This window comes from Pseudomonas sp. B14-6 (genome assembly GCF_013260315.1).
GTDB lineage: Bacteria > Pseudomonadota > Gammaproteobacteria > Pseudomonadales > Pseudomonadaceae > Aquipseudomonas > Aquipseudomonas mandelii.
This window is the reverse complement of the sequence record NZ_CP053929.1, coordinates 4431903-4445472: the sequence shown is the minus strand read 5'-3', so window position 1 is coordinate 4445472 and position 13570 is coordinate 4431903. Positions and strand designations below refer to the sequence as shown.

14 protein-coding genes are annotated in these 13570 nt (G+C 60.4%); 9 read left to right on the top strand and 5 right to left on the bottom strand.

Annotation, left to right across the window (positions count from 1 at the left end):
• Window positions 1-4 precede the first annotated feature (4 nt).
• The 5 genes from pstA to HP062_RS20395 all read left to right on the top strand — a co-directional run bounded on the left by pstA (window position 5) and on the right by HP062_RS20395 (window position 5701).
• Window positions 5-1675 carry a phosphate ABC transporter permease PstA gene (gene pstA, locus HP062_RS20415; RefSeq protein WP_010465316.1) on the top strand — a complete coding sequence of 557 codons (1671 nt, stop codon included), beginning with the start codon at window positions 5-7 and terminating at the stop codon, window positions 1673-1675.
• Between the two features lie 95 nt (window positions 1676-1770).
• Window positions 1771-2604, top strand: coding sequence for a phosphate ABC transporter ATP-binding protein PstB (gene pstB, locus HP062_RS20410; protein ID WP_010465315.1), 834 nt, complete (start codon window positions 1771-1773; stop codon window positions 2602-2604).
• Window positions 2605-2724: 120 nt separating this feature from the next.
• Entirely contained in the window at window positions 2725-3486 is a 762-nt protein-coding gene (gene phoU / locus HP062_RS20405) for a phosphate signaling complex protein PhoU (RefSeq protein ID WP_008150055.1), read from the top strand.
• A gap of 167 nt (window positions 3487-3653) precedes the next feature.
• Window positions 3654-4604 carry a response regulator gene (locus tag HP062_RS20400; protein ID WP_010465313.1) on the top strand — a complete coding sequence of 317 codons (951 nt, stop codon included), beginning with the start codon at window positions 3654-3656 and terminating at the stop codon, window positions 4602-4604.
• A 200-nt stretch (window positions 4605-4804) separates the two neighbouring features.
• Window positions 4805-5701: a peptidoglycan DD-metalloendopeptidase family protein gene (locus HP062_RS20395; protein WP_010465311.1), complete on the top strand. Its 897-nt coding sequence runs from the start codon at window positions 4805-4807 to the stop codon at window positions 5699-5701.
• A 177-nt stretch (window positions 5702-5878) separates the two neighbouring features.
• Here HP062_RS20395 and HP062_RS20390 read toward each other — a convergent pair whose 3' ends face one another.
• The 3 genes from HP062_RS20390 to phoB form a co-directional block, all read right to left on the bottom strand.
• Window positions 5879-7219 carry a hemolysin family protein gene (locus HP062_RS20390; protein WP_010465310.1) on the bottom strand — a complete coding sequence of 447 codons (1341 nt, stop codon included), beginning with the start codon at window positions 7217-7219 and terminating at the stop codon, window positions 5879-5881.
• Window positions 7220-7342: 123 nt separating this feature from the next.
• A complete protein-coding gene (gene phoR / locus HP062_RS20385; protein ID WP_231990966.1) occupies window positions 7343-8629 on the bottom strand; it encodes a phosphate regulon sensor histidine kinase PhoR in 1287 nt (428 codons plus the stop codon).
• An 81-nt stretch (window positions 8630-8710) separates the two neighbouring features.
• Complete coding sequence (gene phoB, locus HP062_RS20380) at window positions 8711-9400, bottom strand: phosphate regulon transcriptional regulator PhoB (protein WP_008150066.1); 690 nt, start codon at window positions 9398-9400, stop codon at window positions 8711-8713.
• A 152-nt stretch (window positions 9401-9552) separates the two neighbouring features.
• Between phoB and HP062_RS20375 the strand changes: the two genes are divergently transcribed.
• A complete protein-coding gene (locus HP062_RS20375) occupies window positions 9553-9939 on the top strand; it encodes a hypothetical protein (RefSeq protein ID WP_145306524.1) in 387 nt (128 codons plus the stop codon).
• A gap of 56 nt (window positions 9940-9995) precedes the next feature.
• On the opposite strand, the gene ubiA is transcribed toward HP062_RS20375, so the two are convergent.
• On the bottom strand, window positions 9996-10886 hold the full coding sequence (ubiA, locus tag HP062_RS20370) for a 4-hydroxybenzoate octaprenyltransferase (RefSeq protein WP_010465303.1): 891 nt from the start codon (window positions 10884-10886) through the stop codon (window positions 9996-9998).
• The gene (locus HP062_RS20365) at window positions 10886-11449 is read right to left on the bottom strand and encodes a chorismate lyase (RefSeq protein ID WP_172791939.1); all 564 of its coding nucleotides are present in this window, start codon (window positions 11447-11449) and stop codon (window positions 10886-10888) included. Before HP062_RS20365 ends, ubiA begins: the two co-directional genes overlap by 1 nt.
• 202 nt (window positions 11450-11651) lie before the next feature.
• Between HP062_RS20365 and HP062_RS20360 the strand changes: the two genes are divergently transcribed.
• The 3 genes from HP062_RS20360 (at window position 11652) to HP062_RS20350 (ending at window position 13458) form a co-directional block, all read left to right on the top strand.
• Window positions 11652-11819, top strand: coding sequence for a rubredoxin (locus tag HP062_RS20360; protein ID WP_010465298.1), 168 nt, complete (start codon window positions 11652-11654; stop codon window positions 11817-11819).
• 22 nt (window positions 11820-11841) lie between these two features.
• Window positions 11842-12990, top strand: a complete 1149-nt coding sequence (locus HP062_RS20355; RefSeq protein ID WP_010465297.1) for an NAD(P)/FAD-dependent oxidoreductase — start codon at window positions 11842-11844, stop codon at window positions 12988-12990.
• A 192-nt stretch (window positions 12991-13182) separates the two neighbouring features.
• A complete protein-coding gene (locus HP062_RS20350; protein ID WP_003213368.1) occupies window positions 13183-13458 on the top strand; it encodes an HU family DNA-binding protein in 276 nt (91 codons plus the stop codon).
• The last annotated feature ends 112 nt before the right edge of the window (window positions 13459-13570 follow it).

Genomic DNA, 13570 nt, shown 5'->3' with positions numbered 1-13570 from the left:
GTCTGTGAAACAGAACTCCCTGAAAGGATGGTTCAAGAGCGGCGCCCCAGGCGTCTGGATCAGCGGTGGCGCGGTGTCCATCGCGGTCATCATGACCATTGGCTTGCTGGCGGTGATTGCCGTGCGCGGTCTGGGCCACTTCTGGCCGGCAGACCTGGTGCACGCCAGTTATGACGTGCCGGGCCAGGCCAACCACCTCGTCATCGGCGAAGTGGTGCAGAAAGAAGAAGTGCCGCGCGAGCGCCTGAAAAGCGCTGGTCTGCCGGTGCCCGATCAGGGCCCGGAGTTCATGACCCGTGAGCTGATCAAGGTCGGCAACCGCGACCTGAACGGCAACGACTTCACCTGGATCGTCGGCGAGTGGCTGACCAACCAGAAGACGCCGCCGGAGCTGATGGCCGTCGAGCGTCGCGAGTGGGGCAACTTCTACGGCTACCTGGTCAACGTCAAGCAGGACGGCAAAGTCATTGCTGAGGGCGAAGCCGCATGGCCCGAGTTGCAGGCCCGTGTCGATCGCGTGAACAAGCTTGCTGCACAGCTCAAGACCCTGGAAAAAGTCGACATTGGCGCGATCAACGCCGGTCTGGAACGTGTGCGTCTGCACGGTCGCAAACTGGAACTGGCCGGCCAGCTCGACGCCGCCGCGCAAGCGGACATGGAATCCGAGCGCGCTGAGCTCAATGCTCGTTATCAGGACATCGAAGCCCGCCTGAATGACCTGCACGCCCAGTTCAACCGCGACAGCCTGACCGCCCGCGATGCCAACGGCAAAGAGATCGAGATCGGCATCGGCAAAGTGGTCCGCGCCTATCAGCCGAACGCCATGGGCACCTTCACCAAGATCGGCTTCTACGTCAGCAAGGTCTGGGAATTTCTCAGCGATGACCCGCGTGAAGCGAACACTGAGGGCGGGATCTTCCCGGCCATTTTCGGCACCGTCATGATGACCTTGATCATGGCGATGATCGTGACGCCGTTCGGCGTGTTGGCGGCGGTTTACCTGCGTGAATACGCCAAGCAGAACGCGTTGACCCGGATTATCCGCATCGCGGTGAACAACCTGGCGGGCGTTCCGGCGATTGTCTACGGCGTGTTCGGCCTGGGCTTCTTCGTCTACGTACTTGGCGGTTCGGTTGACCGGTTGTTCTTCCCGGAAGCGTTGCCGGCGCCGACCTTCGGTACACCGGGTTTGCTTTGGGCGTCCCTGACCCTGGCGCTGCTGGCGGTGCCGGTGGTGATCGTGGCCACGGAAGAAGGCCTGGCGCGGATTCCTCGCACCGTGCGTGAAGGCTCGTTGGCCCTCGGCGCGACCAAGGCTGAAACCTTGTGGAAGATCGTGCTGCCAATGGCCAGCCCGGCAATGATGACCGGCATGATCCTCGCCGTGGCGCGCGCCGCCGGTGAAGTGGCGCCGCTGATGCTGGTGGGTGTGGTGAAACTGGCGCCGTCGCTGCCACTGGACGGCAACTACCCGTACCTCCACCTGGACCAGAAGATCATGCACTTGGGCTTCCATATCTATGACGTCGGCTTCCAAAGCCCGAACGTCGAGGCCGCGCGGCCGCTGGTGTACGCCACGGCGCTGCTGCTGGTGCTGGTGATCGCCACGTTGAACCTGTCGGCCGTTTATATCCGTAACCATCTGCGCGAAAAATACAAAGCTCTAGACAGCTAAAGCCATTAGCCACAAGCGGCAAGCTATAAGCCGCTTTTGCTCAAAACTTGCAGCTTGCAGCTAGAAGCTTGCAGCTACGAACGGAGTGAGACCCCATGCAGCACGAAGCACATACCCACGGCATCAACATGTCTGCCCTGGGCCGCGACAAACAGAGCTTGAGCCTTGAACAGGAAACCGTGGCCATCGAAGTGCCGGGCCTGAACCTGTTCTACGGCGACAAACAAGCGCTGTACGACGTCAGCCTGAACATTCCGAAACAGCGTGTGACCGCCTTCATCGGCCCGTCCGGCTGCGGCAAGTCCACGCTACTGCGTACCTTCAACCGCATGAACGACCTGGTCGACGGTTGCCGCGTAGAAGGTGAAATCAACCTGTACGGCCACAACATCTACCGCAAGGGCGAAGACGTGGCCGAACTGCGTCGTCGCGTCGGCATGGTGTTCCAGAAGCCGAACCCGTTCCCGAAAACCATCTACGAAAACGTGGTGTACGGCCTGCGCATCCAAGGCATCAACAAAAAGCGCGTTCTCGACGAAGCGGTCGAGTGGGCGTTGAAAGGCGCGGCGCTGTGGGACGAAGTCAAAGACCGTCTGCATGAATCGGCACTCGGCCTGTCCGGTGGTCAGCAGCAACGTCTGGTCATCGCGCGCACCATCGCTGTAGAGCCGGAAGTGCTGCTGCTCGACGAACCATGCTCGGCACTCGACCCGATCTCCACGCTGAAAGTCGAAGAACTGATCTACGAACTGAAATCGAAATTCACCATTGTCATCGTGACCCACAACATGCAACAGGCCGCGCGGGTTTCCGACTACACGGCGTTCATGTACATGGGCAAACTGGTGGAATTCGGCGACACCGATACGCTGTTCACCAATCCGGCGAAGAAGCAGACCGAAGACTACATCACTGGTCGCTACGGCTAGCCGTACAGCTGCAAGCCGCAAGTTTCAAGCGGCAAGTAGGAAGCGGTGCGATATCAGGACTTATACATAACTGCTTGAAGCTTGCAGCTTGAAGCTGGCAACTTTCGCGGAGCGAACCGAATGATTAGTAAAGAAGGCCTTACCCATCACATCTCCGCGCAGTTCAACGCTGAGCTGGAGGAAGTTCGCAGCCACCTCCTGGCCATGGGCGGTCTGGTGGAAAAGCAGGTCAATGACGCGGTGACCGCGCTGATCGAGGCCGACTCCGGCCTGGCCCAGCAGGTTCGCGAGATCGACGACCAGATCAACCAGATGGAACGCAACATCGACGAAGAATGCCTGCGCATTCTGGCCCGTCGTCAGCCGGCAGCATCCGACTTGCGTCTGATCATCAGCATCTCCAAATCGGTGATCGACCTGGAGCGCATCGGTGACGAAGCGACCAAGATCGCCCGCCGCGCCATTCAGTTGTGCGAAGAAGGCGAGGCCCCGCGCGGCTACGTGGAGGTTCGCCACATCGGCGACCAGGTGCGCAACATGGTGCGTGACGCGCTGGACGCCTTTGCCCGCTTCGACGCCGACCTGGCGTTGTCGGTGGCCCAGTACGACAAGATCATCGACCGCGAATACAAGACCGCACTGCGTGAGCTGGCGACCTACATGATGGAAGACCCGCGCTCTATCTCGCGGGTCTTGAGCATTATCTGGGTGCTGCGTTCGCTGGAGCGGATCGGCGACCACGCGCGCAATATCTCGGAACTGGTGATTTACCTTGTGCGCGGTACGGACGTGCGTCACCTGGGCCTCAAGCGCATGAAAGAAGAAGTTGAAGGCACAAGTGGCGAAACCGCTAATGTTCCGGGCAAAGCTGACGATAAGTAAGACTGCCCAAGAAAAACGCCCGGTCCTTTGGCCGGGCGTTTTTGTGTGTGGCTTTCGACTTCAAAAGCAGCACCCGCGAACGAAAAGTCCCGGCGTGACTGAAGGTTTTTGGCAATGTGCCATCAGCAAAACGGTATGCTTGCCGGGATTTTTTCGAGGGGTGATGGATGAGCAAGATCAGTGTGTTGGTGGTGGACGATGCAGCGTTCATTCGTGACCTGGTAAAGAAGTGCCTGCGTAACTACTTCCCGGGTATCCGGACCGAAGATGCCATCAACGGCAAAAAAGCTCAGGCCATGCTGGCCAAGGAAGCGTTCGACCTGGTGCTGTGCGACTGGGAAATGCCGGAAATGTCTGGCCTGGAACTGCTGACCTGGTGCCGCGAGCAGGACAATCTCAAGACCATGCCCTTCGTGATGGTGACCAGCCGTGGCGATAAAGAGAACGTGGTCCAGGCGATTCAGGCCGGCGTTTCCGGCTACGTCAGCAAGCCCTTCACCAACGAACAACTGCTGACCAAGGTCAAGCAAGCGCTGAACAAGGTCGGCAAGCTCGACGCCTTGATGAACGGTGCGCCGACCAAAATGAACTCGGCTTTCGGCAACGATTCCCTGAGCGCATTGACCGGCGGCAAGGCGGCCGTGGTCGCACCTGCAGCGGCGCCAGTCAACCCGTTCGCCAAACCTGCTGCCGCCGCGCCGACCCCTGCCCCGGCTGCGTCTCGCGGTTTGCTCAATAGCCCGCCGGTCAAGGCGCCGGGCGCTGCTTCCGCTCCCGCCAGCGGTCGGGGTCAAGGCCAGCTGCGTTTGCCAAGCGGCATTCAGCAGTGCGTGATCAAAGCCTTGAGCATCAAGGAAGCGCTGCTGGTGGTAAAGCGCACCGACACGCTGCCGCAAGTCCTCGACAGCGCCGTGCTGGACCTGGAGCAGGGCGACAACGCTGAAGTCGCCCGCCTCAATGGCTACTTGCACGCCATTGTCGCGTTTGAGCCGAAACCTGACAGCGACTGGCTGCAACTGACCTTCCGCTTTGTGGATCAGGATGCGCAGAAGCTCGACTACATCTCCCGATTGATCGCACGTGGCACGGCGCAGAAGCATTTCGTACCTGGCGCGTAATCTTCATCGCCTGAGAGTCCGTCTTCGCGGGCAAGCCTCGACAGATCACACCGACCTGTAGGAGCGAGGCTTGCCCGCGAAGGGGCCATCAAACTCACCGCACATCCCCTTTGCTGCCCATTTTGAAACATCTGCCGACTACCCGGGTCCATTGCAGCTGCTAGGCTCCTTCCCAGGCCTTACTCGACAGACTCTTGCCCATGCTCGCGCGCCTGCTGTTTTTCTGTGGTCTTTTCATGGCCTCCACCTCGGCTGTGGCCATGACGATCTACAAGTCCAAAGACGCCAATGGCGTGGTCTCCTACAGCGACCGCCCCACGAAAGGCTCCCAGGTGTTCGTTTTTCGTGATCGCATGGTCGAGCACCTTGAGCGCCAGGTGTACCTGGAGATCAAGAAGCAGAAGGGCGTGGACAACGTGTACGTGCGCAACGACCTGTATGCGCCGGTCGAGATCGAGCTGAGTTTTGCCGGGCTGAGCAATGTCAGCGGCGCGCCGAGCCGACCGATCCGCCGGGTGATGCCGGCCCGCAGCAACATCCGTCTGGCGCTGCTCACGGCGACTAAGGCCGGAAGGCCGCTGACGTACACCCCAAGGTTCGAATATTCCCTGGGCGACCCTTCAGGGGCTGCCATGGCCTATCGGTATCCGCTGCCCTGGCGTGGTGGGCCGTTTCGCTTGAGTCAGGGTGCCAACGGCCAATACAGCCATTTCGGCGCCAAAAACCGTTACGCCATGGACATCGCCATGCCCGAAGGCACGCCGATCATTGCGGCGCGGGGCGGGGTGGTGGTGAAAACCGAAAATGCCCAGACCGGACGTGGCACCGATCCTTCAGGCAATTTCGTGCGGGTGCTGCACGATGACGGGACGATGGGCGTGTACCTGCACCTCAAGCAAGGTTCGGTGGGCGTTCGCGAGGGGCAACGGGTAGCGGTGGGGAGTGCGCTGGCCCTGTCGGGCAACACCGGCAACAGCAGCGGGCCGCATTTGCACTTCGTGGTGCAGCGCAATACGGGGCTTGGGTTGGTGTCGATTCCGTATCAGTTCAATCAGCCAGTGGGTGCGTTGCCCAACTTTGCGTTGGGCAAGCAATAGCCGGATCAGCACGATTACTGTGGCGAGGGAGCTTGCTCCCGCTGGGCTGCGAAGCGGCCCCAACGCCTGCAACCGCACACCGCATTCATCGGTTTACGACTGCTACGCCCTGGCGCGGATCGGCCGGCGGGAGCAAGCTCTCTCGCCACAAGAGCTCGCTCGCCGCCGGTGTCGCGCTTAATCGAGCATCAACACCTTGGCCAGAATGATCTTCGGCCCTTTCATCTTCTTGATGATGATTCGCAAGCCTTCGACTTCCAGCACTTCTTCCTCTTCCGGCACCCGTTTCAGGGTTTCGTAGATCAGCCCGGCGAGGGTTTCGGCTTCGATGTGGTCCAGGTCGATGCCCAGCAGGCGTTCGACCTTGAACAACGGCGTATCACCGCGCACCAGCAGCTTGCCCGGCTGGTACGCGAGAATGCCGCGCTCAGCCTTGCGGTGTTCGTCCTGAATGTCGCCGACCAGCACCTCAAGCACGTCTTCCATGGTCAGGTAGCCGATGATGTTGCCATCGGCTTCTTCGACCAGGGCGAAGTGCGAGCCACCCTTGCGGAACTGCTCCAGCAACTGCGACAGCGGCATGTGCCGCGACACGCGTTCCAGCGGCCGGGTCAGTTCGGCGAGGTTGAATGACTCGGGAATGTGGTCCAGGGCCGCCAGTTCCAGCAGCAGATCCTTGATGTGCAGCAAGCCGACGAACTCTTGGCGATCGCTGTCGTACACCGGATAGCGGCTGAACTTGTGGCGACGGAACATCGCCAGGATTTCCTTGAGCGGCGCATTGAACTCCAACGTCACCAGGTCTTCACGGGAGTTAGCCCAGTCGACCACCTCCAGCTCGCCCATTTCCACGGCGGAAGCCAACACACGCATGCCTTGGTCGCTCGGGTCCTGGCCACGGCTGGAGTGCAGGATCAGTTTCAGTTCTTCACGGCTGTAATGGTGTTCGTGATGCGGGCCGGGTTCACCCTGGCCGGCGATCCGCAGGATGGTGTTGGCGCTGGCGTTGAGCAGGTAGATCGCCGGGTACATGGCCCAGTAGAACAGGTACAGCGGCACTGCGGTCCAGAGCGATAGCAACTCGGGTTTGCGAATGGCCCAGGATTTCGGGGCCAGCTCACCGACCACAATGTGCAGGTACGAGATGACGAAGAACGCAGCGAAGAACGATACGCCTTTGACCACTTCGGGCGACTGCACGCCGACGGCTTCAAGCAGCGGCTCCAGAATGTGTGCGAACGCCGGTTCACCGACCCAGCCCAGGCCCAGGGAGGCGAGGGTGATACCCAATTGGCACGCTGAGAGGTACGCATCGAGCTGACTGTGAACGGTGCGCAGGATGTGTCCGCGCCAGCCGTTTTTCTCAGCGATGGCCTCGACCCGGGTCGAGCGCAATTTGACCATGGCGAATTCCGCCGCAACGAAAAAGCCGTTGAGCAAAACCAGGATCAGAGCAAAAAGAATCATGCCGAAATCGGCGAAGAGTGTCGCAAGGGTCAAGCCAGGGGAAGGGTCCATGATGGAGTTTTGCGGGTTCCGTGTATTCGAATAGGGGGTCAATGCGGTGCCTGAAGGGCAGGCACAAGTCAGCCAATGTAGCGGCTGACCGGGCGATTGCCTAGTGGCGAGTGCTGGCCGGTATCAGTCGGCGGTGCTGATGACCCGGGTTTTTGTGACCTGAGCGGGCGCGAAATGGCAGGTAAAGGTGCTGCCGTGGCCCGGCACGCTGCTGATTTCCATCCGTGCGCGGTGGCGCAGCAGCACGTGTTTGACGATTGCCAGGCCGAGGCCGGTGCCGCCGGTGTTGGAATTGCGGCTGGAGTCGACGCGGTAGAAACGTTCAGTCAGGCGCGGCAGGTGTTTGCTGTCGATGCCGATCCCGGAATCCTGCACGCTCAGGTGCGCGCCTTGCTCATCGCCCCACCAGCGAATGCGGATATTGCCTTCGGCCGGCGTGTATTTCACTGCGTTGAACACCAGGTTGGAAAACGCGCTGCGCAACTCGGCTTCGCTGCCCTTGAGCAAAATCGTCGGATCGGCTTCCAGGGTGATGCGCTGGTTTTTCTGGCCGGACAACTGCTGAGCGTCGCTCGTGATCGATTGCAGCAAGCCGTCGATGGCCACGGGCTGGTTGTCCGAGGGGTAATCGGTGGCTTCCAGTTTGGCCAGCAGCAACAAATCGTTGAGCAAGGTCTGCATGCGCCCGCCTTGCTGCTGCATTTGCTGCAAGGCACGGGTCCAGCGCGGGTTCACTTCCTCGGCGTTATCCAGCAAGGTTTCCAGGTAACCGCAGATGACCGTCAACGGTGTGCGCAGTTCATGGGAGACGTTGGCGATGAAGTCTTTGCGCATCTGTTCCAGCTGATGGATACGCGTCACATCGCGCACCAGCATCAAGTGTTCGTTGTTGCCGTAGCGGGTGATGTACAGCTGAATGCGCAGACGATCGTTGATCGGCGAAGGGATTTCCAGCGGTTCGGCGTAGCTGTCCTGCTCGAAATATTCCTTGAAGCGCGGATGGCGCACCAGGTTGGTGACCGGCTGGCCGCTGTCTTGCGGCGTCTTGAGGCCAAGCAGTGTTTCGGCGGCGCGGTTCCACCACTCAAGGTTGCCCTCGCTGTCGAGCATGATGACGGCGTCTTTCAGCGCGGCAGTGGATTCCTGGACCCGATCGATCACCGCTTGCAGGCGTCCGCGCACGCGTTGGTCGCGACGTTGCAAGTGGTAGATGCTGTCGAACACTTCGCCCCACAGGCCATAGCCGTCGGGTGGTGCCTCGTCGGGTTTGTGCAGCCGCAGCCATTCGTGCAGCCGCAGCAATTGCTTGAGGGTCCAGGCCAGGTAAAGGCCCAGGCCCGCGGCGAGGCTCCAGCCGTAGTAGCCGGTAATCAGGCCGATCACCAGACACCCGGTCACCAGCAACAGCATGTGGCGGATCAGGGTGCCATGCCAGTTTTGGTTCAATTGAACACGCGTCCTTGTCAGCTTGTCGGGCGGGAAAGCTCTTGGTCAGGCTTTGGTAGAAAAGCGGTAACCGGTGCCGCGCACGGTTTGTACCAGATTCTCATAGGCATCACCGAGGGCTTTGCGCAGACGGCGGATGTGCACGTCGACGGTGCGCTCTTCGACATACACGTTGCCGCCCCAGACCTGATCCAGCAACTGGCCACGGGTGTAGGCCCGTTCCTGGTGAGTCATGAAAAACTGCAGCAGACGATATTCGGTCGGGCCCATCTCGGCGGGTTTGCCGTCGATGGTCACACGGTGGCTGATCGGGTCCAGCAGCAGGCCGCCGACTTCGATCGGTGTCTCGCCATCGGTAGGACCGGCACGGCGCAGCACGGCTTTGAGGCGCGCCACCAGTTCACGGGGGGAAAACGGTTTGGTGATGTAATCATCAGCGCCGACTTCCAGCCCCTGGATCTTGTTGTCCTCTTCGCCCTTGGCGGTGAGCATGATGATCGGGATGTCCCCGGTCAGCTCATCGCGCTTGAGACGGCGAGCCAGCTCGATACCGGACGTGCCGGGCAGCATCCAGTCGAGCAGGATCAGGTCCGGTTTGCGGTCGACGATGATGGCATGGGCCTGTTGGGAGTTCTCGGCCTCCAGGCAGTCATAGCCGGCCATTTCCAACGCAACGGCGATCATTTCGCGAATGGGCGCTTCGTCGTCGACGATCAGAATGCTCCTGCCAACCATGCCTTAATCCTCTTGTCATTTAACTGTCTTGCGCCGCATTAGATAACGGAATTATTGCAGTCGTGTGACAGCAATTTAGCAGGTCGGCGGTGGTCATGATCCTGAACTAAGCTCTAAGTCCGAATCCTGACAACCACAAAAGGAAGGTTTCCATGAATCATATTGCTCAATCCTGGAAGGCATTGTTAGTGACTGCAGCTCTAACGCTGCCGACCATGGCCTTCGCCGCCGACCCGGCGATGATGAAGGACGGGATGATGGTCGACCACAAGGGCATGACCTTGTACACGTTTGACAAGGACAGCGGCGGCAAGTCGATGTGTAATGACGATTGCGCCAAAAACTGGCCACCCATGATGGCACCGGCGGGTGCCACGGCCGCAGGCAAGTGGAGCGTCATCAAGCGCGATGACGGCACGAGCCAATATGCCTACGACGGTAAACCTCTTTACACGTTCGTGAAGGACAAAAAACCCGGCGACATGGTGGGCGACAAAATGAAAGACGTCTGGCACGTTGTTCACGAGTCGCAAAAATAGACGACTCAACGCCTGTAGCCGTTGCCGACACATAGCGTCGGCAACGGCTTGGGCGGTCAGCGAGTGGCGTAATCCAGCACAATCCCGACAAAAATCGCCAACCCGGCCCAGTGGTTGTGCAAAAACGCCTTGAAGCAACGCATCCGGTCCTTGCCGCGGGTGTACCAGAATTCCCACGCGAAACAGCCCGCCGCCGCCAGCAATCCCAAGTGGAACCAGCCCCCGAGCTCGAATTTCGATCCTGCCAGCAACAGACACCCCAGCGCCAAGCCTTGCAACGTCAAAATGATCACCCGATCCGCATCGCCGAACAGAATGGCGGTGGATTTCACGCCAATCTTCAAGTCGTCGTCGCGGTCGGTCATCGCGTAGTAAGTGTCGTAGCCCACGGTCCACAGCAGGTTGGCGATCCACAGCAACCATGCCGCTGCCGGCAGCTCGCCGGTTTCGGCGGTGAACGCCATCGGCATGCCCCAAGAGAACGCCGCGCCCAGTACCACTTGCGGGTAATAGGTGTAGCGCTTCATGAACGGGTAGCTGAAGGCCAGCGCCAAACCGCCGAACGACAACCAGACCGTGGCCGCATTGGTGCACAGCACCAGCAGGAAACTCACGCCCATCAGCACCGCGAAGAACACCAGGGCTTCTTTGGAGCTGATCTTGCCGCTGACCAAAGGGCGCTGCTCGGTGCGCTTCACGTGGCCGTCGACCTTGCGATCCGCCCAGTCGTTGATCACGCAACCGCCCGCACGGGTCAGGACCACGCCGAGGACGAAAATCACAATGTTGGCCAGGGAGGGCGAGCCTTTGCCGGCAATCCACAGCGCCCACAGGGTCGGCCACAGCAGCAGATAGATGCCGATCGGCTTGTCCATGCGCGTCAGCTGAATGAAGTCCCAGGCCCGAGGGTTCAAGCGGTTCAGGGACTTGAGCAGGCTCTGGTACATCAGCAGTTCTCCGGGTGGGCGCGGGCGGCGAGCCACAAGGTCGGCAGGAAAATTTCAGCCACCAGCACGCTCAAGGCGCCACGGTCGAACCGCGAACGACGGCCCCACAGATCGGAGGCCCGGGACGCCAGCGGCAGCCATTCCTGAGGATAGTGACAAACCTCGATGGCGCGACGCTGGAACGCCTGATCGCAAAACAGCAACTCACCCAACGAGCGGCTACCCAGTTCATCCATGTGCAAGCCGTCGCCCTGCAAGGCGCTGCGCGCCGCCACGCTACGGGCAAACACCCAGGCTTCGCCGTGCCCCCGCAAATACACCTCGCGCACCCAGCCTTCACTGCCTTCCTCCAACTCCAGCGCTGCACATTCGTCGGCGCGCAGCGTTTGCCAGCCTTCAAACAACGGCGTGACGCTGAAGCCGTCATTCGACAAGCGGATCAGGCGTCGGGTCAGGGAGCCTTCGTCGAACAGCCAGTCGAGGGTAGACGTGTCGGGGAGGGGCGTCAGTTGGCTTTGAGGGAGCCACAGCGGGGTAGCGGAGGGGGATTTTGAGTGCGGCACAGTGAGTCATTATTGGCAGCAAATGAGGCGGCGAGCTTACCATGTCAGCCAGCGATTTTGATTGATCGGGGCCGCCGTTGCGCGGAACGCGCTTGCATCTGCCGGGCCCGATCAGTACAAAACGCCCCTGAGCCGGACGGCAGCGCTCCAACCATCGACCGTTCGCGCCGGCAATAAGCCTGAATCCTGAGGAAGTACCTGAATGAAAAAGTGGCAATGTGTGGTCTGCGGCCTGATTTATAACGAGGCCGAGGGCTGGCCGGACGACGGCATTGCGGCGGGCACGCTGTGGCAGGACGTGCCGGAAGATTGGCTGTGCCCGGACTGCGGCGTCGGCAAGATGGATTTCGAAATGATCGAAATCAACTAACAAAACACCAGAGGAGTAAGGAATGAACGCACCTGTCGTGATCGTCGGCACCGGGCTGGCTGGTTACAACCTGGCCCGGGAGTTTCGCAAACTCGATAGCGAAACCCCGTTGCTGCTGATTACCGCCGATGACGGACGCTCCTACTCCAAACCGATGCTCTCCACCGGTTTTGGCAAAAACAAAGACGCTGACGGCCTGAGCATGGCCGAGCCGGGTGCCATGGCCGAGCAATTGAGGGCCGAAGTGCGCACCCACACGCGCATCAGTGGCATCGATCCAGGCCACAAGCGCCTGTGGATCGGTGAGGAAGCGGTCATTTATCGCGACTTGATCCTGGCCTGGGGCGCGGAAACCGTGCGGGTGCCCATCGAAGGCGATGCGGCGGATGTGGTGTTCCCGATCAACGACTTGGAAGATTACGCCCGCTTTCGCGCCGCAGCGGCAGGCAAACACCGGGTGTTGCTGCTAGGCGTCGGCCTGATCGGTTGCGAGTTTGCCAATGACCTGATCCTCGGCGGCTACGAGGTGCAACTGGTTGCACCGTGCGAGCAAGTCATGCCGACCCTGCTGCACCCGGCGGCGGCTGCTGCGGTGCAGGCCGGGCTGGAAAGCCTGGGGGCGCGTTTCCACCTGGGGCCGGTGCTCAACCGCTTGCAGCACGTCGCAGACGGCGTGGAAGCGCATCTGTCCGATGGTCAGGTGATTGCTTGCGACGTGGTGGTCTCGGCCATCGGCCTGCGTCCGCGTATCGATCTGGCGGCTGCGGCCGGTGTGCAGGTCAATCGCGGCGTGATGGTCGATCGCCACCTGAAAACCTCCCACGCCAATATCTACGCGCTGGGCGACTGCGCCGAGGTCGATGGGCTGAATCTGTTGTACGTCATGCCCCTGATGAGCTGTGCGAGAGCGCTGGCGCAAACCCTCGCCGGCAACCCCACCGCCGTGAGTTATGGCCCGATGCCAATCACCGTGAAAACCCCGGTCTGTCCGTTGGTGGTTTCGCCACCACCACGGGGTGCCGAGGGTGTCTGGACCGTTGAAGGGCAGGGCGCGGACATCAAAGCTTTATGCCGCGATGCCAGCGGAAAACTGCTCGGTTATGCCCTGACAGGCGCGGCGGTGATGGAAAAACTGGCCCTGAACAAAGAGCTTCCGGCACTGCTGGCGTAAATACCGGTCGTTCTGTCGGAATCACCCCGCTTTTGCCCCTACAAAGGTCGCGCCGAGACTGGCGCGGCTCTTCCGTGCGTGCCATTCTCACTCCCGTCTGCCGCAGAGTAGAGCACCTGCGGCGCTTTGGGCGCTGTTCCAACGAGAACAGCACGGACATAACAACAAAAAACCGTCAAAGGGGCTTCACTAATGCGTAAACCAGAACTCGCCGCTGCAATCGCTGAAAAAGCAGATCTCACCAAAGAGCAGGCCAACCGCGTTCTCAACGCCGTTCTCGAAGAAATCACCGGCGCTCTGCACCGCAAAGACAGCGTCACGCTGGTGGGCTTCGGTACCTTCCTGCAACGCCACCGCGGTGCCCGCACCGGCAAAAACCCGCAAACCGGTGAACCTGTCAAAATCAAGGCCAGCAATACTGTCGCGTTCAAGCCAGGCAAATCGTTGAAAGACAGCGTTAATCCGTAATTGCGGCGAACTCCCTGAATAATGGGGAGAACCGTATTGAAAAATGGGCATACCGATTAATTCGGATGCCCATTTTTTATAGGCGCTGTTCCAATGTGTATATATGCCGGGA

What these genes read in the sequence shown, in the direction of transcription:
- pstB (WP_010465315.1), top strand. Translation starts at nt 1,771, where the DNA reads ATGCAGCACGAAGCACATACCCACGGCATCAACATGTCTGCCCTGGGC.
- phoU (WP_008150055.1), top strand. Translation starts at nt 2,725, where the DNA reads ATGATTAGTAAAGAAGGCCTTACCCATCACATCTCCGCGCAGTTCAAC.
- HP062_RS20400 (WP_010465313.1), top strand. Translation starts at nt 3,654, where the DNA reads ATGAGCAAGATCAGTGTGTTGGTGGTGGACGATGCAGCGTTCATTCGT.
- HP062_RS20395 (WP_010465311.1), top strand. Translation starts at nt 4,805, where the DNA reads ATGCTCGCGCGCCTGCTGTTTTTCTGTGGTCTTTTCATGGCCTCCACC.
- HP062_RS20390 (WP_010465310.1), bottom strand. Translation starts at nt 7,219, where the DNA reads ATGGACCCTTCCCCTGGCTTGACCCTTGCGACACTCTTCGCCGATTTC.
- phoR (WP_231990966.1), bottom strand. Translation starts at nt 8,629, where the DNA reads ATGCTGTTGCTGGTGACCGGGTGTCTGGTGATCGGCCTGATTACCGGC.
- phoB (WP_008150066.1), bottom strand. Translation starts at nt 9,400, where the DNA reads ATGGTTGGCAGGAGCATTCTGATCGTCGACGACGAAGCGCCCATTCGC.
- HP062_RS20375 (WP_145306524.1), top strand. Translation starts at nt 9,553, where the DNA reads ATGAATCATATTGCTCAATCCTGGAAGGCATTGTTAGTGACTGCAGCT.
- ubiA (WP_010465303.1), bottom strand. Translation starts at nt 10,886, where the DNA reads ATGTACCAGAGCCTGCTCAAGTCCCTGAACCGCTTGAACCCTCGGGCC.
- HP062_RS20360 (WP_010465298.1), top strand. Translation starts at nt 11,652, where the DNA reads ATGAAAAAGTGGCAATGTGTGGTCTGCGGCCTGATTTATAACGAGGCC.
- HP062_RS20355 (WP_010465297.1), top strand. Translation starts at nt 11,842, where the DNA reads ATGAACGCACCTGTCGTGATCGTCGGCACCGGGCTGGCTGGTTACAAC.
- HP062_RS20350 (WP_003213368.1), top strand. Translation starts at nt 13,183, where the DNA reads ATGCGTAAACCAGAACTCGCCGCTGCAATCGCTGAAAAAGCAGATCTC.